This window comes from Paenibacillus sp. WC2504, from assembly GCF_052682475.1.
In genome coordinates this window covers 4414351-4437218 of the sequence record NZ_JBQZFH010000001.1, presented here as the reverse complement: position 1 = coordinate 4437218, position 22868 = coordinate 4414351, and the positions used below count along the sequence as shown (strand labels likewise).

Here is a 22868-nt window from a genome sequence, read left to right as displayed (position 1 = left end):
CACTTATTGGGTGAACGCTATTGTTCCTTGTTAATTAGCGATGCAGCTACCCATCTCTTGCCTACAAGCCAGATCATTAATCCTGTGCCCCAAAGAATCAGTGAGGATCCAAAACCGACAACGAGCCACCATGTAATGACGGGATGCCCGTCAAGCACTGCATGTTCAGGAACAAACAGAAGGGTAACAATCGCAAGCAAGGTAAGAAGTGTTCCTGTTACGTAGTGAGCTTTGATCTGAAACAACGGTGCGAGCGGAATGAAATGAACACCTACGATAATGGCCATTACGGGAAAAAGCAGATTAAAATGGTTTGCAGTGGTGCATATGGCGCTAGCGACTCCAATTGCCGCACCCTCTATGGTGAAAATGATACCAAACCACATCCACACACGTCTCCAGCGGCGTGTATCGGAATCGGCTGGTTGTGATAATTGCTTGGAGGCAACAAGCAGCGAAATGCCGCCTGAGAGCAGCGTTACACCAACGAGTACAGCCGTGATGATCAGCCAAGTGGAACCCCAGCCCTGAAGCCCGCCAATCCCGATGCCTGCCCAAAGCGTACCGAATAACGCCATGAAAATAACACCCAGTGATGATCCCCGAACAGCTGCTCGTGGGACTGTTGAAGTCGTGTGTCTCATCTTCACAAACTTCCTTTCTGCATCCTGTTAGATGATTTTAACTGAAGGAGGAGAGAAAATGAATTTATTTTTTCGTGATAATTTCTTTAATGCAGGTTTTACGGAGATTTTGGACAACGAGGAAAAAAACATGGGGCATCTGGATTTAAAGAGCTCCTTTGGTTCGGCAATCGATGTGTATGGCGTAGATGATCGGCTGCTCTACAAAGGAGGATTTCCGTTCTTGTCTGGAAAATGGGAGGTTTCGCATCCGGGTGGGAATTTGGCCGGTGTTCTGCGAAGCCGATTTGCCATGTTTTCCAAAAAATTCACGTATGAAACGCAAGGGAGAGGCAGCTATGACATCACCTCCCCGGCATTTTCAAAAGAATATGAAATATCCGATTCCTCAGGCGTGCTTGTCGCTCATTTCGAGAAAATAAACGGATGGTTTTCTTCAGGAGCATTTACACTGAGAAACCAATCTGCGGAATTGGATAGTTATGAACTAGTGGCTGTCATTATGGGCATGCATGCGATTCAAAAAAGGCAGGACGCCAGCCATGCCTCCCATTAAGGCATAGCCAATCTTTCTATTTTAATAAAGTGAATCTGTAAGGAGCCGAAAAATACTCTTCCTTGATTGTATTGTAGTTCACATATGTACCCATAAGTTCGTGATATCGATTGCAGCTCTTTGAAACCTGGGAGCATTTTAACTAAAGTTGTAATTTGTTGAATGACGTGATTTGGCAGATGCGTGAACATCCTTGTATGGATGCCGTCGACGACGGATATAAAACTGGGAAATGTGGTTTTGTTGAAGTGCGAAAGTTTAGCGCTATCCTGGGCAATTTCCAATATTTCCTTGTTCAGGCGATTTAAATTAATGGTGATGTTCTTGTAAAAATAAATGCCAAATCCGATTCTGTTCGTTATAGGGTTGATGCGTTTTTTCCACTTTAACACCGTTGCTTCGAGATAAGTCTCCAGCTGATCAGCAAATGACCGCTTATGAAATAGGGATTTGAAAAATTTCCTCATGATTATTCTCCTTCGTATAGCAAAGTTGCCTTGGATTTGACGTAAGCATGTCGTGTATTGTTCATTTTACATATTCTCATATTTCTTCTTGTAGTTACTCAGCGTGAATAAGGGCCAAATATATCGATAACTGTGATAATGGGAATAAAAGCTGCCCGGCAGCCCTGCTCCTGTTGGATACCGCGTCGTCCAGTCATCCTTGTGCAGCAGCAGGAGCAATTGCCGCATGCCCTTGTGAATGGCAGGTAGAGGTTCATCACATACCGCGATAAGCGCATCGAGCGCCCAAGCGGTTTGGGAGGGCGTGCTGGCACCGAGTGGTATGTAGTGTTTGGAGCTATCGCTGCTGCAGGATTCGCCCCAGCCGCCGTCTTCGTTTTGGATGCTTAGCAGCCAATCGACGGCTTTTCGCACTGCAGGGTGATCGGGTTCCGTTTGAACAGCCATTAGCCCTGTCAAAGCAGCCCATGTGCCATAGATGTAGCAAACTCCCCATCGGCCATACCACGAACCATCTGCCTCTTGATTCGAGAATAACCAATCCACACCTCTGTGCACGAAAGTTTGACGGATGTCCAAGCCAGCTGTTGCGCCAAGGAATTCCAATGTCCTTCCGGTTAGATCCGCAGTGGACGGATCAATCGCAGCTGCGGAGGCGCCGTCAATCGGGACCAGCGTCAGCAGTTTGTTGGTAACTCCTCTTTCGAAAGCAGGCCAACCGCCATCTTTATTCTGCATGGACAGAACCCAGTTCAACCCGCGGTTCCATACGTCTTGGTATTCAGGAGTTCGCTGCGCGGTTGCATGTATAGCCCGCAAAGCTGCTGTGGTATCGTCCACGTCTGGGTTAATCGTATTCGATTCGGAGAAACCCCAACCACCGGGTACTGGATGAGCGACATGAAATCTCCAATCTCCTAATTTGGTTTGCTGCAAACGGTGCAAATAATGGACTGCTTTTGCGATCGAAGGATGATCGGGTGAAGTTCCCGCTTGCTGCAGCGCCGCGGCAAGTAAGGCTGTATCCCAGACTGTCGACGGTGAGTTTTGGAGATGAACCTTTCCGTTTATGTTCCATAGCATGGAGTAGAGTCCGCTCAGCGCAGCGGTAATCGTAGGGTGATTCTTGTCATAGCCCAACGCTAACAAGGATAAGATCATCAGCAGCGTACACGTCGCATAGCTATAAAGTGTCCCATCTGCTTCGATACGTTCCAGCATATAGGTTTCTGCATATCGAACTGCTCGTTTATGCAGCTGCTGGGGAAGACTGGTTAGCTGTTTAATGCCGGAATGAACTTCATTCAGCAGCTCTTGAAAACCGCGGGGTGACTGAGAATCCTTACGGACTGGGAGAGTCAGATCCGATAAGTCAGGAGTAGCCGCATTTTTTTTAACAAATTTGAGGTCGGCCATGATTAAGACCGGTGCAAAGTGAACGCGGGCAAAGCCGGAGAAATCAAAAAAGTTGACGGGAGAGGTCATCGGCAGCAGCAGAAATTCAAGCGGAATCACTATCGAGGATGGCCATGGATATTGTCCTGCGGTTGCCAAGAATACCTTCGTTAGAAAGGTTTTCACTTGCCTGATCCCGCCTTTTGAAGTGATAAAACGCGCAGCTTTCATCATGGGTTCGTCTGTTTTTTGGCTGTAGCCCGAGTACAAAAGAGCAAAATAGGCATTTACGGTCGTATCCAAATGTCCATCCGCTTCATCCTGATAGACTTTCCATGCTCCATTGGGTTGTTGTTCAGCAGCGATACGATCATGCAATTGTTTGATTAGCGCCTCCTGAGGAACTTCCAGTGTCCGAAGGACGATAATCATGTAGGCGTCGGTTAACAGACTATTTTCAAAGCAAAATCGCCAAGAACCGTCTTGCTGCTGCCAGTGTTCGAGCCTAGCGCTCATGCGGCGAATTTCCTCATTCACTTCACTCCAAATAGGCATTTGCAGTCCTCCTGCCGCTTCAAGTCATAAGATGGATCTTTACATGATATGAACAACGCAACATTTTAATCTAAAAAATCCAATACTCATGTAGTATGGCGGAATTGTTAACTCCGTTGTTCGTGAAACAAGAAAAAACGCCAGTTTTCACTGACGTTTTACTTGTGTAGACCATTAGTTGTGATATGGAGGTGTAAAATCGTAGTGGCTTTGCGGCGCTTTAGGGACAAGCAGGCATCCAATCATATAGATAAGGGCTACAGTACCGAAACTGAACAAGGCGGCGATGATGACTAACAAGCGAATCATCGTTGCATTTAAACCAAGCCATTCTGCTAGTCCTCCGCATAGACCTGTTAATTTGCTGTCTGTTCTAGAACGGAATAATTTGTTCATGTGTATATGGCTCCTCTCCATTTTGCGATCTATGGCATGTCATTGTTTCGTTTTCATGTCTTTATTGTAACTCTTGCAAGGTACTGCGAAAACGGACCTATGACGGTTTTTGAAGCCGGACCTAAGGCGGGGAAGAGCCACTACGAAAGCCAAGAACCCCGCAATTTAGTCAGTAATCGCGGGGTTCGTTTTCATTATTGATGGGCTATGCCGATTAAGTTAGGAGATAGTTGAGCTGGCGAAGATGGGGCCGTAGTTCCGGAACGACATCAAGATAAGAGGTAAACACCTTGATGAGTGTTGGATTAGGAGTTTGGCGAACGCATTCCTCTTGTAACATTACGGTAACCTTCTGAAGCTCCTCGCGCACTTCTTCCGACTTTGACAGTTCGCTGATCTTGACGATCATTAGCGAAATCAACTGCTCAATCGTCGTCTGACGGGCAGGAGAATCACTCGGATTCAAATAGTTGAAATGTGTGTTGCTTTCAACAATGATGGGCTTCGGTGCTGTACGAATGAAATCGTCGATTAAGGCATCCAAGCGATCCACGATGAAAGACGCCAACTCGGACATCGGTAAGGCAATCACTTTCTGCTGGACATAAGCTAAGTATTCAATATGAATGCCTCGGAAAATGGCAACAATATCCCAAATGTAGGGCTCAATCTGTTTGCCGTATGTTTCGATTAACAGTTCGCGGCGCCAAGTATGCAACGCGGTTTTCTTCCGTTTCCATGCCGCGATGAATTGTTCATTGGTTGTAATGGGGAGTTCTCGGAAGTCAATCATGAACAGGTGATTCTCGACCGTATATTGCAGCTGGAATTCGATCTTCCGCCGCAGCTTCTCTTTGGGAGTCAGGCTCAATTGAGCAGCTCCACGATCAAGTGCTGCTGCTTGATCTAACAATGTCTGATGGCATGCGACGAAAGCGGCTGTAAACAATTCTTCTTTAGTAGCAAAAAATTTATAGATGCTGGCTTTAGCCATACCGCAAGCTTCAGCGATATCCTGCATGGATGCAGCGCTGTAACCTTTCGATCGGAACAGCTCGATGGCTGTATTGAGGATTTTGTCTTTTTTCGAGTCTACCATCGCGATCCCTCCACCCCCTATCTTGACATGAGTCAAGAGGAACGTCAATGTTTCTCATTGACGATAAAACTATCGAGTTCTATAATGAACTCATTGGTTTTAGACTTGAATAAGAGGAGGTGGCCGAGATCTTGCCTTAAGATTGATAGAGGTTAAGGTATCGGCAATCACATGAGAATAGCAGAAGGCATTGATATGTTGTCCTTAAATCTGGGACCTATGACGATTCATCCGACGATACTTTATGACAAGGAGTCCTGGGTATTAATCGATACTGGTATGCCCGGTTCTGCTCCTGCGATCCGGGAGTTAGCGAAGCAAGCAGGGGTCTTGAATGTCCCGCTGCGTTCCATTATTTTGACACATCAGGATATCGATCATGTAGGTGGACTGCCCGAGTTTCTCGCGGCTGAAGACGAATCTCCAATCGTGTATGCCCATGAAGACGACAAAGACGTCATCAATGGGGAGAAACCGATGATCAAGGTGAGCCCGGAGAGGCTGACTGCGCTCCTGGCTCAGCTGCCGGAAGTGATCCGTAACCAATTCGAGCAGACTTTTCTGTATCCGTCACACCCCAACGTGGAGAGCACGATCGCAGATGGAGAGACGCTGCCGATTGCAGGCGGCCTAACCGTCATTCATACGCCGGGACATACGCCCGGGCATGTCTGTTTATATCATCATGCGAGCAAAACGCTGATTGCCGGAGATGCCATGGTCGTCGACAATGGCGAATTAATGGGGCCGCGGGCAGCTGTTACGCCTGATATGCAAGATGCACTAAGATCGCTTAAGAAGCTGCTAGCCTTCGATATCGTGAACGTTATCTGTTATCATGGCGGGTATTTCCAAGGTGAAGTGAATAAACGGATTGCCGAATTGACTGAGCAGCCGTGATTCGTTTCATCGTCACACTTGCTTTGTCGCTTGTAGGAGGAACGTTATTCACGCTCATTCATTCTCCCTTACCGTGGCTCTTGGGACCGATGCTGTTTGCTTTCTTGGGAGCTCGTTTTTTGAAAAAGGTAAAGCCGCTTTGGCCTAGTTATTTGCGTGATACGGCACTGATTATTATAGGCTATTCTATAGGCTTAACATTCACGGTAAACACATTGCAAGAGATGGGAAAGCAGCTGCCCAGCATGATTTTAATGACCGTTTTGCTGCTGCTGTTCAGCGCGCTTATCGCCTATTGCATATCCAAGGTATCGGGCTTGGACCTGCCGACGGTGTTGATGGGGAGTATTCCAGGAGGATTGTCGCAGATGATCATCCTTGCAGAGGATACGAAAGGCATTGATCTCACCGTGATGACGTTCCTCCAAGTGTCTCGGTTGATGATAATTATTTTCTGCGTACCGCTACTTATATTTAGTCCATTGTTTGGCGGTGATCGATCGGCAATAGAGCAGATTGCAGGAGTAAGTGCGCGTTGGAGTGATCTTTTCCCGAATATTTTCTTGTTCGCTATTGTTTGTGTGATATGTGCGGTGATGGCGAAAAAGATTCGTTTTCCATCGGCTTTTTTGCTGGGGCCAATGATCGCCACAGCCGTGCTTCATCTTTCCGGTGTATCAGGTCCAGCTCTGCCGTCAGGTCTCCTAGACGTATCGCAACTATTAATAGGCACGTACGTTGGTTTACTCCTTCGTCCGGAAAGTTTAACACATAAAGTACGTATCATTGGGCTCGCGATCATAAGCGGCTGTGTGCTTATCTTAGGCTCGTTAGGTTTAAGCCTAATGCTCTCTAACATGCATGACGTTACGGCAGCGACTGCTTTTTTGGCTATGGCACCTGGAGGCATGGATCAAATGGGAATCATGGCCAAAGAGGTTCATGCGGATATTGCGATTGTCACCTGCTACCAAATATTCCGGACCTGGTTCATTTACTTCGCGGTTCCGCCGCTTCTGAGGCTTGCCTTTAAATATTTGATGCCAAGGGATAAAGTAGGGAATGAGCCGGTCCCCAGAAGCTGAAATTGGAAAATACAGGCTCCGTACAGGATTGAAGCCATCTTATTCTGTCAAGACTAGTTAGTATAACTTTTTTTAGCAGATGAGTGGTGAACATGAAAGATATTACTTTCAGAGCTCTGGCAGTCACAAATGAAATTGATTTAAACAAAATCGCAATTCATTGTAACATTCCCAAAAAATACACGTGGGAACAACCGTTAATCCTGAGGGGTGATCTTTTATCCTCGATCCTTCAGAAAGAAACGGATTCCTTACAACAAGTATTGGTATTTTCATTTGGAAGTGTTGTATTTGTTAATCACAAAAACAAGGATGAAATTACAGCTTTTTTGAAATTTATCCAAACCTTTGAGGCTGATCTGGAGCTTCAGCATGTGGATCGATATATGGACGATTACAGTCTGCATATTGAGGAAATCGAGAGCATGGAGTTGACAGACAAGTATGTAATAGTTGCCGAGTACCAGTCCTTTTACCCTGAACTCATCTCCACAGTGCTTGCCAAATCCGTAGCTCTGGAGAAAATTGAGGAACAACTTGGTGATATTCATGATGGTCTTGAAGGAATGATCGATCGATTAGAGAAAGGGAAGCTTCGCGTGGGCAATAAAGAATTGGCGAGAACCACAGCCAAAATCGTGCGCCATGAGTACAACACACTTGCCTACATCATGATTTTGGATAAACCTGATCTAACTTGGACGAATAGCATGGCCAGTGAATTTTATGATGGGATGATGGATTTCTTTGAACTGAATGATCGCTATAAAATTTTGAAAAGCAAAACAGACATTTTGTATCACATCCTTGAGGGATTTTCCAATATCAGTCATTCTATCCGAGGGTTATTCGTAGAGTGGATTGTCGTGATTCTAATTGTTATCGAAGTCGCGTTAACGGTATTACAAATTGTAGGCTGGCTTCCTTCCCATTAGGTAGGGATGAGCGAGTCTGGAGTGATAAAAAAGCCTAAGGAAATATTCATTTCCTTCAGGCTTTTTTATTTTGCTTAGGCAAATGCGGCCTTGCTCTCTGATTAGTGCTTTCGGTGGAAACTAGAGTACGTGATTTTATTGAAAAATATTGACATATTTTTAGTCGGGACATGATAAGATCAACCATGATAGGGATCTCGTTGGAGGTATGAGAATGAAAGCAATGGTCTATACGAAATACGGAACCAAAGACGTTCTTAACCTTGTTGAAGTAGAAAAACCAACCCCCAAAGACAATGAAGTCCTAGTCCGCGTTCATGCTGCGTCCGTCAATTCATGGGATTGGGATCTTATGCGAGGAATACCCTAAATGGTACGCCTTGGGGGGATTCTAAAGCCTAAATACAGCATTCTCGGAGCTGACATTGCTGGGATCGTAGAAGCGGTGGGACGAGAAGTCAAACAGTTTCAACCTGGCGATGAGGTGTTCGGGGACATATCAGGCAGTGGTTGGGGCGGATTCGCGGAGTTTGTTTCTGTTCGTGAAGACGTTTTGTCACACAAACCACCGCCTATGTCATTCGATCAAGCCGCAGCTCTCCCACAGGCGGGAGTCCTTGCTTTACAAGGCCTCCGTGATAAAGGAAAGATTCAGAAGGGGCAGAAAATTCTTGTCAATGGGGCAGGTGGAGGAGTAGGAACGATCGCTATACAATATGCCAAATCAATCGGGGCGAAAGTAGCAGCTGTCGATATCGGCTTGAAATTGGATATGCTTACATCGCTTGGCGCAGACGAGGTTATTGACTACACAATGAAAGATTTTACAAAAAACGGACAGCAGTATGATTTAATTCTTGATATAGTAGGAAATCGATCAATTTTCGATTACAAACGTGCAATAAGCCCATCAGGAGCGTATGTTATGGTAGGAGGCTCTATGTCTCGAATTTTTCAGGTTATGTGCCTGGGACCTTGGATTTCAATGACGGAGAAGAAGAACATGGGCATATTAGTCCATAAGCCAAATCAACATGATCAAAAGGAGTTGGGTAGACTTGTTGAGGCTGGAGCCATTACACCCATTATAGATAAGTACTATCCATTACGTGATCTCGCTGAAGCTCTTCAGCATTTGGGAGATGGTCATGTTAAAGGAAAAGTTGTGATCCGTGTAGTGGATTAAACAACTCTTCTGTTCCTGAAAAAGTGCATGATTAGATAGGCGGATTGAGGGAAATTCAAGCCAAGCTGCCACGCACCAATGCCGAGAAGCTGGTAGTCAATGACCAACTGACATTTCGCTGCCCGTGCCCGCGCATCCTCAAACCAGACGATATGTCTGCGTCCTTGCTCATCCCAATAGCCAAAATACGGCTGCTGATACTGCTCGGAGTATTGAATATTCACCTCATACCTAATAGCGGTATCTGTTGCTGATTTTACGGAAACGGCTTTGGCCGTTAGGGGGACATTCCCCTCCATGGTCCAGTCAAAACCATACCGCGGGACACCAAGAATAATTTTATGACGAGGCATGTGTTGGAGTGCATATTCAACCGTTTTTCTAATTTCATCGATCGGGCCAACAGGCCCAGGTCCTGAATGCGCTTCATGGAAATCATAGGCCATAATAAATACGAAGTTAACAGAGCTAGCAATCCCCCCATAATCATACCCGGGATGGTCAAGATCGGACCTTTTTACGGGTACCGCTACGGAAGTATAATAGCCATCTGGCTTTAATCTCTCATTCAAGGCTCTCAAAAAACCGGAATACAAGTCGCGTTCATCTGCTCTAATTCGCTCGAAATCGACATTGACTCCAGTGTAATTTTTCGTTTTCAGTAAGGTATAGATGTTATCGATTAAACGGTTTCGAAGTTCCGGAGACTGCAGCAATTGTTTCGTTATGTCGGAGCTGAACCCTCCTGGCGTTAAATTTGTTATTGTAGCAAGAGGCGCTACAAGGTGATCACGAGAAACTTTAATCACAAGATCATCATAAGGCAGTTCGCTCAGATTGCCGTCAGCCGTAATATGATATTCAAAAACACCAAAGTATGTATTCAGGTTTGCGAAGTTTTGAACTGTTTTCTGAATTTGTTCCGGCGTACTAGGTAAAATATAGCTTAGCCCTTCCTCCAAATACTTGGGCCGAGTCGGTAAGGTTAACCGCATTCCGACAGTCAAGGCATCGCTTTCCAGACCATTGGCGGTTTTCAGAAGTTGTGAGGGAACATAGCTGATGCTCGCGATAGAGGAAAGAGTGTCACCTTGTTGAACAATGTAGGTCGTCGTCGCCATTATGAGTGCTTGACCTGGTACGAGATCAGCTTCATTTAATCCGTTTACGGAGCGTATCGTATCAAGCGATACTTGATATTTTCTGGAAATTGTATAAAGTGAATCGCCAGATTTGACCGTATAAATAAACAAAGGGATCAGCCCCCTGACCGAATAACAACAATTTTTTTATAGGTATTCCGTTTCCAGCATGTTTAAGAACAAAATAGAGCTTTAAAACGGCAATATTGATAATTGATGATCTTTTCAAAACTGGGAATCATAATAAGTAATACGGTAACCAGAGGTGTACGAGTTGAATCAGATCCGATGCGATGAATCCCCAATGAAAGAACAGCTCAAAAAGCACATCCAAGAAATTTCTGATGCGCTCCATCATAGCTTACAAATCATAGATAATGAAAATCACTGCATGCTAAGCGATTTAGAGGCGATTCAAGAAAGGTTCAGGAGAGTTGAATCCATTGCCGCTTCCTTTTACATGCAATGTTATTTGTCAGCTTTCTCCATCCAATATTTGGACCTGTCTATTGCCGTTGATCATTTGTCGAAACGCCGCCATGGTGCGTTGATTGTCATCCAACGAAACGATCCTATCGGGGAACATCTTCATAATGGCATTCCAGTAGGAGCCAAAGTATCGTATTCCTTACTCGAATCGATCTTTTACCCTGGCAATCCCTTGCATGATGGGGCTGTGTTCATTAGTTATGATCAAATCGTTTCAGCAGCGAATGTCCTTCCCTTATCAGCCACTATCGTAGAAAATAAAAAATTAGGTACGCGGCATCGGGCGGCAATTGGCATTACGGAACGAACAGATGCTTTGGCTCTGGTTGTTTCGGAAGAAACCGGTCAAACTTCATTTGCCTACCAGGGCCAACTGCATCCGATCATCATGTCGGATATTATTGTTTAGATTTGTTTGTCAGTTGTAGAGGCGTTAATTCACTAGATCCCGAGGCATATATAACAAGAGAAGATGTAGCTGTTAGTACCTAAAAACTTTTTGCGGAAACCTGGATTGATAGAGTAGTAGACATCGGAAAATAGACCTACAAGGCTGTCGAGGATTGATTCTCGGCAGCCTTTTTCATGACCGAAAAAACGCGGTGATTCAACGGAATTCATACTTATTTTTAATTAGCTATAAAAAATTCGACTTGTTTCGCCGAAATTAAACATAGGATAATTTATCCTGTAAAAAAAAGGGAAAACATGACCCCTTACAACAATAAGAGAAACTTCGGAGGCTGGCAGAATGAAACTCACGCTGTACAAGAAACTTCTTTTTAGCTTTGTCATTGTTTTAGTGCTTCTTACGACAATCAGTATTACGTCTCAAATGCGGATGAAATCGATGGGTGACACCGCTAAACTAACGACGGATAAAGGACTTCCTTCCGTTATCTTACTGGGCAATTTGAACTATGATTTGAAAAGTCTCGACGATCAAATTCTCCGCATTCAATTTAATATGGAGGATAAGACGAAGCAAAACTTAAGTGGTACGGGCATGTTAGAGGAAGAGGCAACAACGACTCCTGCAGAGAGAGCTCAAACCTTATTTAATGATATTGAAAAGAAAATCAATCTTCTGGATGGGACTTTCCAGGATGAGAAAGATATCCAGATGCTTAAAGTATTCAAAGAGCAATGGACGCAGTACGCTACGGTTTTTCCTTCTACGCTGGAAGCTGCGCAAAAACACGGCGCTGAAGGTCTGGCTCTTATCCAGGTTGCGGATAGTAACTTGGGAAGCTGCTCGTTGCTAATAGAAATGTTCACCAAACGTATTCAGGAAAATGCGGAAGGATGGGCAACGGAGGTAGAGCATTCTTATCAGGATGGTATTAAGTGGAATACGGTTCTTAGTATTTTTGCAATCGTCTTAGGTTTACTTATCTCGTTCCTGATTGCTCGTCACGTCTCCAAACCGATCACGACGATGAGTGCAGCGGCAAGACGTATATCGGAAGGGGATCTTTCTGTGAGCTATACAGCTTTGAAACAGAAGGATGAAATCGGAGATCTCAGCGCTTCGTTTGCACAAATGACGGAGCATATGAGAAGTATGATCGAAGCTGTGAATGGACATGCGCAAAGCGTTGCTTCTTCTGCAGAACAACTTCGTATCAGCTCTATTGATATGCAGGAAGTATCCAATCACATCACTCAGACGGTGAAAGAAGTGGCTACAGGGGCGGATCAACAGACGCTAACGATGGAAGAAACTTCGCGCTCGATGGAAGAAGTGGGCAGCGGAATATATCGGATGGCCGAAAGTGCTTCTACGATTGCGGAGTCGATCGAATGGACCAAACAGCAGGCAGAAGCCGGTGGAACCTATGTGCAGAACACTGTTCAGCAAATGGAATCCATTCATGAATCTGTTACTCAAACAGATCAAGTAATGTCAATGTTGGAGAGAAAATCGCAAGAGATCGGGCATATTTTACAAGCTATTCAGGATATTGCCCAGCAAACGAATCTTCTGGCACTTAATGCTGCGATTGAAGCAGCCAGAGCTGGTGAGCAGGGACGCGGCTTTGCCGTCGTAGCTTCTGAAGTACGCAAGCTAGCCGAGCAATCCGGACAATTTTCAGGTGAGATTTCCGCGTTGCTGAGTGAAATTCAAACAACCGTACATGATTCGGGCGATGCTCTCAGTCAAGTCAAAAATGAAGTTCAAACAGGCATTGAGCTCGTGCAGAAAACGGAGCAAAACTTCGGTGAAATTTTGCAGTCTACTACACTTGTGGCGTCACAAATTCAGGAAATGGCCGCAACTTCCGAACAAATGTCGGCTGGTGCGCAAGAGATTACGGCATCTGTCCAACAAGTTGCTTCCATCGCTAAGAAAACAGCGGACTCTTCCCAGGACGTGTCAACTTCCGCTGTAAATCAGCTTGAGACTACAGGGGAAGTGAGAGTCGCAGCACAATCCTTATCGGAGATGGCAGAAGAACTGCAGCAGATCCTGGCTCGATTCAGTATCGCTTAGTCCCATACACATGGAAACCCCACAAACCCCACAAACCCTTGCGGTTTGTGGGGTTTTATTCGGAAGGACGCATAGTTCGTTTTTTTGCTAACAGTGCAATAAATTATTCAACCTTCGGTAAATATGACGTACTGTTGTCAGCTTTACTGTGCTATGCTATATAAGTTCATGTAGTTGATACGGAGACGGAGGACTAACAGAAATGGCAGACGCATTAAAAGATATGTACAATCAAGCGTTTCTCCAGGAATTCGCCAAAAAAGTTCACAGCGCCTACCCACCATTCGACGAGGAATCGTTCGTGGAGAAGGTTATGCATGCTGACTGGGTAGATTTAGCTTTGAAACAAAGGATGAGGAAAATTACGCTAACGCTCGGCGAGCATCTGCCGCCTTCTTTTAGCGAGGCGTTGGCCATTTTATATGCAATTGAAGATACTTGTATTGGCTTTCCTTATTTGTTTTTTCCTGATTTTGTGGAAGTATACGGTCAAAACGGCGAGCATTGGGAGCTGTCTATGCAAGCATTGGAAAGATTCACAACAAGATCTTCCGCTGAGTTTGCTGTGCGGCCGTTTATTTTGCATGATCCCGAACGCATGATACGACAGATGTCCGTTTGGGCAGATCATCCGAATGAGAATGTACGCAGGCTCGCTAGTGAAGGATGCCGTCCGCGTCTTCCTTGGGGACAATCGCTGCCGATGTTTAAGCAGGATCCTGCGCCGGTACTGGGCATTTTGGAGAAGCTGAAAGCCGATTCGTCGCTCTATGTTCGCAAAAGTGTCGCTAATAATTTGAACGATATTGCGAAGGATCATCCGGCGATCGTTCTGGAGACAGCTGCGCGTTGGAAGGGGGTCAATCCGGATACGGATTGGATCGTGAGGCACGGCTGCAGAACTTTGATTCGCCAAGCGACTCCGGAGGTGCTAGCCCTGTTTGGATATGCGGTGTCGCGGGATGACGATCCCATTGCGGATTACGCGGTGCTTATGGCTGAGCCGAACGAGCTGATGATTGGCGAGAATTGTGAACTTCGCTACGAAGTTCACGTACGGCTGGGTGAACCCGTTCATCTGCGTATCGAATACGGAATTGATTTTGTGAAATCAGGAGGGAAACATTCGCGGAAGTTGTTTCTCCTGTCGGATAAGACTGTACCTGGAGGAACACGGCTTGCAGCTGCTAGAACACATCGATGGGCCGATCTGACGACCCGCCGGCATTACCCTGGCAAGCATCGAATAGTTTTACTCGTGAACGGAAAGGAAGTCGCAGAGACCTCTTTAAATCTAACGTTGGGGAGCTAGGGAGTTGATTCCATGAGTCATTTTCACATCCAAAAAGTTGAGATTCTGGATACTCAATTATTGTTGCCTTTGGCAGAAGAGAGTGCTCGTGAAGGATTTCGCCATCTGGGCAGATTGATGAACGAGTATGCGAATGGGAGTAATCAATTTGATCAAGATGGAGAAGCTCTTTTCATTGCCAAACTGGGCAGTGATATTGTCGGGGTCTGCGGATTGAACCGGGATCATTACACCAATGGCGCAGATGTCGGCCGTGTTCGACGGCTTTATGTCATGCCAAGTGTGCGCAGATTTGGAATTGGGCGAATGTTACTGGCGTCTGTCATTGCGGAAGCGAGAAAAAGTTATCACCTCCTTGTGCTAAAAACGGATAACCATCAAGCTGATGTTTTTTATCGTTCACTCGGTTTTTCCATGAACTCGGATTCGGATCATCATACGCACTTCCTAGTATTAAATGTGACTAACGAATATTGAATGGACTGGAGATTAGGAATGAATTCTTCTTTGTTTCGAAATCGTGCGTTTATCATTTTGATGATTGGTGAAGCCATCCAAGGCGGAGGCATCTGGACTAGCATCATTGCCAATTTGCAATTCATGCAAAGCCACGTTCCGTCTGACTTAGGCAAAAGTTTAATCCTGATGTGCGGGTTATTTCTTGGTGTGCTCATTTCACCGCAAGCAGGCGTTTGGGCCGACCGCTATGATAAGAAAAAAATCCTGCTCATATCAGGGATCGTTCGTTGTTTTGCTCCGATTTGTATGTTCGCTGCTTTATATTACCAATCTGTCGCAATCATGTTATTGTCAGTGGTCATTATGCAGTTAGCCGCGACAGTCTATATGCCAACCGTGCAAGCAGCACTGCCAGCAGTCGTTTCAGCATCCGATCTGCTGAAGGCGAATACCGTTAATTTCAACGTGACTACAATAGCAAGGATTGGCGGTACAGCTGTCGCGGGCATTCTGGTCGCCGTCATGAATTTATACACGGTGTACGCATTGTCGCTTGTATTTTACGCGATTCTAGTTCTGCTCATTACGCAGTTGAAGATTACAAATATTACGGATTCTACGATTGTTAAAAAGAAGGAGAAAATCCGCTTCTCCGAGCTGTTTCCGTTCATCCGACAAGAGCCTGCTGTCCTTATAGCACTTATCAATAGCGGTATTATCACTTTGTTCTTGGGTGGTTTCAATTTGCTTGTCCTTAAATTTAGTCAAGTCCAACATAAGCCGGAACTGATGGGATGGATTTATTCCATTGAAGGTATGAGCATTTTAATCGTAGGTTTATTTGCCAAACGGGTGATCGGAAAGCGAAATCTGGTAACCAGCTCTACACTATTTATGTTACTATTTGCGATTTCATTTGCTGGCATGTCCTTTAGCGAGAATACCTCTGCCGTGCTTGGTTCTTTTGTTCTATTCGGCTGTGCCGTCGCTTTTTTCTTTCCAATGGTATCGACTCTTTTTCAAATCAAAGTCCCGCAAGACGTGCAAGGCCGTTTTTTCTCATTTCGAGGCATGCTTGATCGCGTAATGTTTCAGGTTGCGCTGCTTGCGACGGGTGCATGTCTGGATTGGTTCGGGATTTCAACTTATCTATTAACATTGGCCGTCCTTACAATTGCAAGTGGTATCTTAACCTTGATTTTGGCCAAACAAAAGTCTGTGGACGTACGGCAGCCCGTCATTCGAGAAACGGTTGAAGGTTAAGCGAAATTGCTGCTTTACCCAATAATAGAGAGTTGTACGAAATGAAGCAATTATAGTATATTTTAGTCATCATTCAAAAGGTCATTGTACCTTTCGGGGCTAGGGGGGTACATCTTGAAGTCGGAAATATTCATTCACATACTTAGAAATGAACTTGTTGTTGCGCTTGGCTGTACAGAGCCAGTTGCGATTGCGTTAGCAGCAGCCAAGGCAAGGACTTATATTAATGGTCCAATAGACAAAATTACGGTGTATGCTAGTGCAGGCATCATAAAGAATGCATTAGCCGTCGGCATACCCGGCACGGGTCAGACAGGGATCGACTTTGTAGCTGCGCTAGGGGCGATTGCCGGCAATGCGGAGAAACAATTAGAAGTACTCGCCGATATTGATCCAGCCGCCATTTCCGAGGCTCGGACAATGGTGGATGAGGGTATTTCTGTGGTTCATCTCGCTGATACACCAACCAAACTATACATTGAAGTCAAGATTGAAGCCGAGCAAAGGTACGCAAAGGTTGTCATTACAGATAACCATACGAATATTACGTTGATAGAAGTCGATGGGAAGATCGTGGATACTGGAGGCTGTGCAAACGCGAGCTTTAAGAGCTCTAAGGAGGACCGGAATTCGCTAACGATCGATTCGATTGTTGATTTCGTGAATTCTGTTGAACTTGAAGAGCTCAGTTTGGTCAAACAAAGCATAGAATTGAATCGCAAGGCAGGTTTAGACGGCTTAACACATTCGTACGGACTTGAGGTCGGGAAGACGATAAAAGAAAACGTGCAGCGAGGAATTTTATCCGATGATCTCATTTCCCATGCGATGGCGCTCGCGGCAGCAGGTTCGGATGCTCGTATGGCTGGTTCCACGATGCCTGTCATGGCGAATTCAGGAAGCGGCAATCAAGGGATTGCCGCGACGAATCCTGTCATCGCGGCTGCAGAAAGACTCGGCGCCTCTGAGGAGCAACTCATTCGCGCGGTTGCGCTTAGCCATTTGGTTACGATTCATATCAAATCGAAGTTTGGGCGATTATCCGCGTTATGCGGAGTGACCGTATCGGGTACGGGCGCTAGCTGCGGAATAACCTATCTGCTTGGCGGAGGGAAACCCGAGATCCGGGCTGCAATCCAGAACATGCTTGGCAATGTGACCGGGATGATGTGCGATGGGGCGAAGGGCGGCTGCGCTATGAAAGTTGCGACTTGCACAAGCGCGGCGGTACAATCTGCGCTTCTGGCGTCAAAAGGGAAGTCCATATCCTCGACCAATGGATTCATTGAAAATGACGCCGAGAAGACTATCGATAACTTCTGTCGGATCGGGAATGAGGCAACGTCGGAGATGGATAAACTTGTTCTCGAAATGATGTTAAATAAAGAATTATAAGCAATTAGGATCGACTTATATTGTATGTTTTGAACGGTAAGGACTTGGGGATTAAGCCTCAAGTCCTTTTTTTGCGACCTTTATCAGGATGATCTCCCGAAGTGTATAGGTACAGCTTGAAGCTGGTCTCTATTCGTAGAGCGTGTATGGCGACATCTTGAGTCGGATCAACACCCCTAAATTTGTAATGCTGTATGTTGTTGCCACATACAGCGCGTAAAAGGAAGAGGAGGTTATCTTGAAACATGAAGAAAAAAGTACAGGCTCTAATCTGCATTTGTTCCCTCGGAATCATGGGGATGGCTGTTCCGGTCAGCGCACAATCTTTATCCCAGGGTACGCAAAGTGATCAAGTATTGGATATGCAAGAGAGATTAAGCGCACTTGGCTACTTTCATGCAGGAATTACTGGCTATTATGGGAGCCAAACGAAGAATGCTGTTAAGAAATTTCAAGCCAGCTACGGCTTGACGGTTGATGGTGAAGCTGACTCACTGACATTGTCGAAGTTAAAAAAATCGATTTCCCCCAAACACTCAGTGCTGGACGAGCTGGCACGAATCATTCATTCTGAAGCTCGGGGTGAATCCTTCTTGGGTCAAGTTGCCGTGGGAGCTGTCATTCTGAATCGTGTTCAATCCGAACAGTTTCCAGATTCCATCACGGAGGTCATTCATCAACCTGGTCAGTTTTCATCCGTAGATGATGGTCAGTTTGCTCTTCAACCTAATGAAACAGCTTACCGTGCGGCAGCAGCCGCTTTGAATGGTATGGATCCAACAACAGGAGCTCTTTATTTTTATAATCCGGTCACGGCTAAAGCATCTTGGAGTAAAAGCAGAATTAAGAAGATTACGATTGGTCATCACGCGTTTACCATCTAGACCCTATAAGGCTGCCTTGTGCAGTCTTTTTTTAGTAGGAGTAAATCGCTTACTTAACTCGTGTTATACTCTGAAAGTAGATAAATAACATTTTGCTTGCAACTTATTAAAAATAAGTTATAATATAAATTGTAACAAATTAAATTACAGAATGTGAGAGTGAAACCATGGCAACTGTACTTTACATTACGGCAAACCCAAATGATCACCAAGCTTCCTATAGCATGGCGGTGGGCAAAGAATTTATCGAAACATACCGTGAAACAAATCCTGGTGACGAAGTTATCCATATTGATTTGTTCAAAACGAACATTCCACAAATCGATGGGGATGTATTGAGCGGCTGGGGTAAACTTGGCTCTGGAACTGAATTCAGCGCACTAACAGCTGATGAGCAAGCTAAAATCGCGCGTCTTGGTGAAATCGTGGATCAATACATATCCGCTGACAAATACGTGTACGTTTCACCAATGTGGAACTTCTCCTTCCCTCCAGTTATGAAAGCTTACATCGATGCGATCTGTGCAGCTGGTAAAACGTTCAAATACACAGCTGAAGGCCCTGTTGGTTTGCTGAACAACAAAAAAGCACTTCACATCCAAGCTTCTGGCGGCGTATACTCAGAAGGTCCAGCAGTTGGGTTCGAGTCTGGTCACAGCTACTTGAAAAAAATCATGATGTTCACTGGCGTACCTAGCTTCGAAGGCATCTTCGTTGAAGGTATGGCTGCTGCACCTGATAAAGCTGCTGAAATCAAAGCAAATGCGATCGTTAAAGCGAAAGAAGTTGCAAAGCAATTCTAAGATTTATACTTTATATCGAAACAGCGCATCTTTTCAGATGCGCTGTTTTTCTATTTCGGTTGAGGGTATTTCGTACTTTAAAGTTGCTGAAAGTCATCGCGGAACTGATGATAATCGGATACGCGGCATTCCAACTTGAGACGAGTCCCGTCAGGCTCATAGTTCGTTGACTGAATATGGGCATGCTCATTGAAATAGGCTACTAATCGACTTTGCCCATATGGAATTAATATTTCGCATGCCATGTAATTGTGGAAGATACGGTCGCGAATCAACTGAGTGAGCTCTTCCATGCCGCTTTGCTGTCTAGCAGAAAGGTAGACGAGATCCTTTTCTACTCGAGGGTAGGCATGATCCGTCAGATCAGCTTTGTTGTAGGCAAAAATCATGGGAATATGGTCAGCGCCCAGCTCTTTCAACGTGTCATTGGTCACTTGAATATGCTTTTCGTACTCGGGATTAGAGATGTCTACGACTTGAATTAACAGATCAGCTTCGGAGACTTCCTCCAAAGTAGAGCGAAATGCTTTAATTAAATGGTGGGGAAGTTGGCTAACAAACCCTACCGTATCTGTTAACAGAAATGTTTTACGGTCGGGCAAGGTGATGCTGCGAACAGAGGTCTCCAGCGTGGCGAACAACATGTCTTTGGTAAAGACTTGTTTATGTTGCTTATCCGCTCGCGGATTGTACTGTTCGATCATGGCATTCATCAAACTTGATTTCCCGGCATTCGTATAGCCAACGACGCAAATAACCGGCACCTCGTTTTTGCGCCGCTGCTTCCGTTGTGTTTGGCGCCGGCCAACGAGTTTCTCTAACTCGGATTGTAAAGCTGCGATACGATCTTCGATTTTACGACGGTCAAGTTCGAGCTTCGTTTCACCTGAACCCCGATTTTTCAAACCGGCTCCGCCACCTTGGCGTCCTAAAGACTCACGCAGTCCGACAAGTCTGGGAAGCATGTAGTGGAGCTCCGCGACCTCAACTTGGAGCTGTGCTTCCCGTGTTTGAGCGCGCTCCCCGAAAATATCCAGAATCAAGATCGTTCTGTCAATGACTTTGCAGTCAAGGGAGGATTCCAGGTTTCGAATCTGAGAAGGAGTTAATTCATCATTACATATGACCACCGATGCGCCCTTATCGGCGATTAGAACGGCTAACTCTTGAATTTTTCCCGTTCCGATATAGTGGGAGGGATTCACACGCGTAACTTTCTGTGATAGCTCGCCAACCACTTCAACGTGGCAGGCTTCAGCCAGGTTGCTTAATTCCTCCATCGAATAAGCAAAATCCGATCGGTTCCATAGATGGACACCGACAATAATCGCTTTCTCTTTCTGTTGTTCCATAGGTCATCATCCTTTCAAGTTGGGTAGTAAAAAGAAACAACACAAGCAGAGGGCTTGTGTTGTCAGTGGTTGAGAGGACGTTGACTATCTTAGTGAATACAAGAAAACAAACAACAGTTAGCGAGAAGGATACTTCATCTTCCTACAACTGAGCATCTTGATTCACAGATAGGTGCAACAAATCAGGGTTATAAATGGACAGACTTATCCTGAGTCCTCTGTACACAGACAGAATCTTGAGCGCTATTCAATTAGCCGCGCAAAGATCTAACTCGGATAAAATCTATCACACGTAACCCCTCCGTTCGTTTTAATTATTATCAGATTACCACAAGGACAACCTGCTTAGCATCATGAAGGAATCATTATAATTATTTTTTATTGGTTGACGCAATAAAACAGTTGTTTTGACAAGCTGCAGCGACTCATGATACGTTACTTTTCAAGTCGGTACATCTTAAGGAAGCGAGTGATTGTATCCCATGTATGAACAAAAGACGAAGGAAAACGATACAAGCGTTTTAGCGTTTATTGAGGATGTCGATAGTCCCAAGAAACGTGAAGACGCCTATAAGCTTCTGGATATCTTTACGGAAACATCCGGCTATCCCGCGAAGATGTGGGGGACGAGCATCATAGGGTTTGGATCCTATCACTACAAATATGCCAGCGGACATGAAGGCGATGCGCTGCTTGTCGGATTTTCGCCAAGGAAAGGCAAAATTAGTTTGTACTTCGCAACAGGTGACTCGCAGCGGGAATCACTTTTGCAGGATTTAGGAAAACATACGACCGGGAAAGCCTGCGTCTACATTAATAAAGTGGATGACATCCAAGTTGATGTCTTAAAGTCGTTAATTAAGCAGTCGATACAGTTCCTGAAGGAGACATATCCTGATTAAAATAACAAGGGATGGAGCCCGTTATAGCGGTGCTCCATCCCTTGTTTATTGGAAACTGTCGACCGAAAAAAGACTTTTCCCCTGCATTTTTGTCCTTCGCTCGGGTTTTCCACCCTGTCGATTTCCTATAAGCTTAGTCTTGTAAACAATTTAGCTCAGAAAGGTTAGCTGCAGAGGTCGGACTGGAGGGGGATAGTAATGGAACTGGTGACCGCCAGAATCACAAACGAAAAAGAAAAGCCGTTACACAGGCAGATAAGGAGGATTTGGAAATATAAGCTGCTGTATGTTCTGTTAGTTCCAGCATTCTTATGGGTCCTCATTTTTGATTATCTTCCGCTTTACGGGGTTAGTATTGCTTTTATGGATTACAACGCAATACAGGGTTTTTCGGGCAGCCATTGGGCAGGTTTCAAATATTTTCAGATGCTGTTTGAATCGGAGATGTTTCTGAACGCGTTCAAAAACACACTGCTCATTAGCTTGTACAAAATGATAAGTGGTTTTTTATGCCCTATTTTGCTAGCGCTTGCATTAAATGAAGTACGAGTTGCCTGGTTCAAAAAATCGCTCCAAACCGCCGTCTATTTGCCAAGGTTCGTTTCCTGGGTCGTTTATGGGGGGATTATCACATTGCTCCTATCGCCGGAAACAGGAGTTATTAATAAAATCATTGCGTTTTTCGGAGGCGATCCGGCTTATTTGCTTGTTGAACCCGCGTATTTTCGAACGATCCTGGTAGTCACGGATGCCATGAAGGAAATGGGATGGGCGGCTATCATCTATATTGCGGCAATCGCCGGACTCAACCCGGAAGTGTACGAAGCAGCCATTATGGACGGTGCGACACGGTTTCAGCGTATTGTTCACGTTACCTTGCCAGGCATCACAGGAACAATCATTGTCATTTTCATCCTTCGGACAGGATATATCATGAGCGCAGGGCTTGATCAAGTCATCAACTTGTACAATCCGATGGTTTTTGAAGTCGGAGATATTCTGGATACATACATTTACCGTGTTGGCATAGAGCAGTTCAATCTTAGCCTTGCTGCTGCAGCAGACGTTATCAAAGGTGTAATTGGCCTTGTATTGATGGTTGCCGCCAATCAGATGGCCAAACAGTTCAATGATTCCGGCATTTTCTGATAAAAG

23 protein-coding genes are annotated in these 22868 nt (G+C 45.2%); 16 read left to right on the top strand and 7 right to left on the bottom strand.

From position 1 onward, the window contains the following. Positions 1-17: 17 nt before the first annotated feature. Complete coding sequence (locus tag ACUN27_RS19945) at positions 18-644, bottom strand: hypothetical protein (RefSeq protein ID WP_326060500.1); 627 nt, start codon at positions 642-644, stop codon at positions 18-20. 58 nt (positions 645-702) lie between these two features. Here ACUN27_RS19945 and ACUN27_RS19940 point away from each other — a divergent pair, with 58 nt between their 5' ends. After that, the gene (locus tag ACUN27_RS19940; RefSeq protein ID WP_315950008.1) at positions 703-1200 is read left to right on the top strand and encodes a hypothetical protein; all 498 of its coding nucleotides are present in this window, start codon (positions 703-705) and stop codon (positions 1198-1200) included. Here ACUN27_RS19940 and ACUN27_RS19935 read toward each other — a convergent pair. From ACUN27_RS19935 to ACUN27_RS19920, 4 genes are all read right to left on the bottom strand, one after another. Further along, positions 1197-1667 carry a hypothetical protein gene (locus ACUN27_RS19935; RefSeq protein WP_315950009.1) on the bottom strand — a complete coding sequence of 157 codons (471 nt, stop codon included), beginning with the start codon at positions 1665-1667 and terminating at the stop codon, positions 1197-1199. The genes ACUN27_RS19940 and ACUN27_RS19935 overlap by 4 nt on opposite strands. Positions 1668-1733: 66 nt before the next feature. Then, positions 1734-3617 (bottom strand): squalene--hopene cyclase, encoded by a 1884-nt coding sequence (gene shc / locus ACUN27_RS19930; RefSeq protein ID WP_315950010.1) that lies wholly within the window; start codon positions 3615-3617, stop codon positions 1734-1736. Between the two features lie 174 nt (positions 3618-3791). Further along, a complete protein-coding gene (locus ACUN27_RS19925) occupies positions 3792-4013 on the bottom strand; it encodes a PspC domain-containing protein (protein WP_315950011.1) in 222 nt (73 codons plus the stop codon). Positions 4014-4227: 214 nt separating this feature from the next. Then, the gene (locus ACUN27_RS19920) at positions 4228-5112 is read right to left on the bottom strand and encodes a TetR/AcrR family transcriptional regulator (RefSeq protein WP_315950012.1); all 885 of its coding nucleotides are present in this window, start codon (positions 5110-5112) and stop codon (positions 4228-4230) included. Positions 5113-5283: 171 nt separating this feature from the next. Between ACUN27_RS19920 and ACUN27_RS19915 the strand changes: the two genes are divergently transcribed. From ACUN27_RS19915 to ACUN27_RS19895, 5 genes are all read left to right on the top strand, one after another. Then, on the top strand, positions 5284-6012 hold the full coding sequence (locus ACUN27_RS19915) for an MBL fold metallo-hydrolase (RefSeq protein ID WP_445559492.1): 729 nt from the start codon (positions 5284-5286) through the stop codon (positions 6010-6012). After that, the gene (locus ACUN27_RS19910; RefSeq protein ID WP_445559491.1) at positions 6009-7097 is read left to right on the top strand and encodes an AbrB family transcriptional regulator; all 1089 of its coding nucleotides are present in this window, start codon (positions 6009-6011) and stop codon (positions 7095-7097) included. Before ACUN27_RS19915 ends, ACUN27_RS19910 begins: the two co-directional genes overlap by 4 nt. A gap of 92 nt (positions 7098-7189) precedes the next feature. Next, positions 7190-8032, top strand: a complete 843-nt coding sequence (locus ACUN27_RS19905) for an RMD1 family protein (protein ID WP_445559490.1) — start codon at positions 7190-7192, stop codon at positions 8030-8032. A 214-nt stretch (positions 8033-8246) separates the two neighbouring features. Beyond that, positions 8247-8402 carry a hypothetical protein gene (locus tag ACUN27_RS19900; RefSeq protein WP_445559489.1) on the top strand — a complete coding sequence of 52 codons (156 nt, stop codon included), beginning with the start codon at positions 8247-8249 and terminating at the stop codon, positions 8400-8402. Next, positions 8403-9218 carry an NAD(P)-dependent alcohol dehydrogenase gene (locus ACUN27_RS19895; RefSeq protein ID WP_445559488.1) on the top strand — a complete coding sequence of 272 codons (816 nt, stop codon included), beginning with the start codon at positions 8403-8405 and terminating at the stop codon, positions 9216-9218. It begins immediately after the preceding gene. Here the strand turns inward: ACUN27_RS19895 and ACUN27_RS19890 are convergent. Beyond that, positions 9215-10471 carry a glycosyl hydrolase family 18 protein gene (locus ACUN27_RS19890; protein WP_445559486.1) on the bottom strand — a complete coding sequence of 419 codons (1257 nt, stop codon included), beginning with the start codon at positions 10469-10471 and terminating at the stop codon, positions 9215-9217. The genes ACUN27_RS19895 and ACUN27_RS19890 overlap by 4 nt on opposite strands. A gap of 163 nt (positions 10472-10634) precedes the next feature. Here ACUN27_RS19890 and cdaS point away from each other — a divergent pair, with 163 nt between their 5' ends. The 8 genes from cdaS to ACUN27_RS19850 all read left to right on the top strand — a co-directional run bounded on the left by cdaS (position 10635) and on the right by ACUN27_RS19850 (position 19459). Further along, the gene (gene cdaS / locus ACUN27_RS19885) at positions 10635-11258 is read left to right on the top strand and encodes a sporulation-specific diadenylate cyclase CdaS (RefSeq protein ID WP_445559485.1); all 624 of its coding nucleotides are present in this window, start codon (positions 10635-10637) and stop codon (positions 11256-11258) included. A gap of 342 nt (positions 11259-11600) precedes the next feature. Beyond that, positions 11601-13343, top strand: a complete 1743-nt coding sequence (locus ACUN27_RS19880; protein ID WP_445559484.1) for a methyl-accepting chemotaxis protein — start codon at positions 11601-11603, stop codon at positions 13341-13343. A 202-nt stretch (positions 13344-13545) separates the two neighbouring features. Beyond that, positions 13546-14655, top strand: coding sequence for a DNA alkylation repair protein (locus tag ACUN27_RS19875; RefSeq protein WP_326060492.1), 1110 nt, complete (start codon positions 13546-13548; stop codon positions 14653-14655). Positions 14656-14667: 12 nt separating this feature from the next. After that, a complete protein-coding gene (locus ACUN27_RS19870; protein WP_326060491.1) occupies positions 14668-15132 on the top strand; it encodes a GNAT family N-acetyltransferase in 465 nt (154 codons plus the stop codon). 18 nt (positions 15133-15150) lie between these two features. Then, a complete protein-coding gene (locus ACUN27_RS19865) occupies positions 15151-16377 on the top strand; it encodes an MFS transporter (RefSeq protein ID WP_445559483.1) in 1227 nt (408 codons plus the stop codon). 114 nt (positions 16378-16491) lie between these two features. Further along, positions 16492-17772 (top strand): L-cysteine desulfidase family protein, encoded by a 1281-nt coding sequence (locus ACUN27_RS19860; protein WP_315950029.1) that lies wholly within the window; start codon positions 16492-16494, stop codon positions 17770-17772. Between the two features lie 245 nt (positions 17773-18017). Beyond that, positions 18018-18656: a cell wall hydrolase gene (locus tag ACUN27_RS19855; RefSeq protein ID WP_315950030.1), complete on the top strand. Its 639-nt coding sequence runs from the start codon at positions 18018-18020 to the stop codon at positions 18654-18656. Between the two features lie 167 nt (positions 18657-18823). Beyond that, the gene (locus tag ACUN27_RS19850) at positions 18824-19459 is read left to right on the top strand and encodes an FMN-dependent NADH-azoreductase (protein WP_315950031.1); all 636 of its coding nucleotides are present in this window, start codon (positions 18824-18826) and stop codon (positions 19457-19459) included. A 77-nt stretch (positions 19460-19536) separates the two neighbouring features. Here ACUN27_RS19850 and hflX read toward each other — a convergent pair whose 3' ends face one another. Beyond that, positions 19537-20811: a GTPase HflX gene (hflX, locus tag ACUN27_RS19845; protein ID WP_445559482.1), complete on the bottom strand. Its 1275-nt coding sequence runs from the start codon at positions 20809-20811 to the stop codon at positions 19537-19539. Between the two features lie 482 nt (positions 20812-21293). Here hflX and ACUN27_RS19840 point away from each other — a divergent pair, with 482 nt between their 5' ends. Continuing rightward, the gene (locus tag ACUN27_RS19840; RefSeq protein ID WP_315950033.1) at positions 21294-21713 is read left to right on the top strand and encodes a DUF1801 domain-containing protein; all 420 of its coding nucleotides are present in this window, start codon (positions 21294-21296) and stop codon (positions 21711-21713) included. A 198-nt stretch (positions 21714-21911) separates the two neighbouring features. Further along, positions 21912-22862 carry an ABC transporter permease gene (locus tag ACUN27_RS19835; protein ID WP_445559481.1) on the top strand — a complete coding sequence of 317 codons (951 nt, stop codon included), beginning with the start codon at positions 21912-21914 and terminating at the stop codon, positions 22860-22862. The last annotated feature ends 6 nt before the right edge of the window (positions 22863-22868 follow it).

Bases quoted from the DNA above. Each gene is read 5' to 3' on its own strand.
- ACUN27_RS19945 (WP_326060500.1), bottom strand. From the start codon at position 644: ATGAGACACACGACTTCAACAGTCCCACGAGCAGCTGTTCGGGGATCA.
- ACUN27_RS19940 (WP_315950008.1), top strand. From the start codon at position 703: ATGAATTTATTTTTTCGTGATAATTTCTTTAATGCAGGTTTTACGGAG.
- ACUN27_RS19935 (WP_315950009.1), bottom strand. From the start codon at position 1,667: ATGAGGAAATTTTTCAAATCCCTATTTCATAAGCGGTCATTTGCTGAT.
- shc (WP_315950010.1), bottom strand. From the start codon at position 3,617: ATGCCTATTTGGAGTGAAGTGAATGAGGAAATTCGCCGCATGAGCGCT.
- ACUN27_RS19925 (WP_315950011.1), bottom strand. From the start codon at position 4,013: ATGAACAAATTATTCCGTTCTAGAACAGACAGCAAATTAACAGGTCTA.
- ACUN27_RS19920 (WP_315950012.1), bottom strand. From the start codon at position 5,112: ATGGTAGACTCGAAAAAAGACAAAATCCTCAATACAGCCATCGAGCTG.
- ACUN27_RS19915 (WP_445559492.1), top strand. From the start codon at position 5,284: ATGAGAATAGCAGAAGGCATTGATATGTTGTCCTTAAATCTGGGACCT.
- ACUN27_RS19905 (WP_445559490.1), top strand. From the start codon at position 7,190: ATGAAAGATATTACTTTCAGAGCTCTGGCAGTCACAAATGAAATTGAT.
- ACUN27_RS19900 (WP_445559489.1), top strand. From the start codon at position 8,247: ATGAAAGCAATGGTCTATACGAAATACGGAACCAAAGACGTTCTTAAC.
- ACUN27_RS19895 (WP_445559488.1), top strand. From the start codon at position 8,403: ATGGTACGCCTTGGGGGGATTCTAAAGCCTAAATACAGCATTCTCGGA.
- ACUN27_RS19880 (WP_445559484.1), top strand. From the start codon at position 11,601: ATGAAACTCACGCTGTACAAGAAACTTCTTTTTAGCTTTGTCATTGTT.
- ACUN27_RS19875 (WP_326060492.1), top strand. From the start codon at position 13,546: ATGGCAGACGCATTAAAAGATATGTACAATCAAGCGTTTCTCCAGGAA.
- ACUN27_RS19870 (WP_326060491.1), top strand. From the start codon at position 14,668: ATGAGTCATTTTCACATCCAAAAAGTTGAGATTCTGGATACTCAATTA.
- ACUN27_RS19865 (WP_445559483.1), top strand. From the start codon at position 15,151: ATGAATTCTTCTTTGTTTCGAAATCGTGCGTTTATCATTTTGATGATT.
- ACUN27_RS19855 (WP_315950030.1), top strand. From the start codon at position 18,018: ATGAAGAAAAAAGTACAGGCTCTAATCTGCATTTGTTCCCTCGGAATC.
- ACUN27_RS19850 (WP_315950031.1), top strand. From the start codon at position 18,824: ATGGCAACTGTACTTTACATTACGGCAAACCCAAATGATCACCAAGCT.
- hflX (WP_445559482.1), bottom strand. From the start codon at position 20,811: ATGGAACAACAGAAAGAGAAAGCGATTATTGTCGGTGTCCATCTATGG.
- ACUN27_RS19840 (WP_315950033.1), top strand. From the start codon at position 21,294: ATGTATGAACAAAAGACGAAGGAAAACGATACAAGCGTTTTAGCGTTT.
- ACUN27_RS19835 (WP_445559481.1), top strand. From the start codon at position 21,912: ATGGAACTGGTGACCGCCAGAATCACAAACGAAAAAGAAAAGCCGTTA.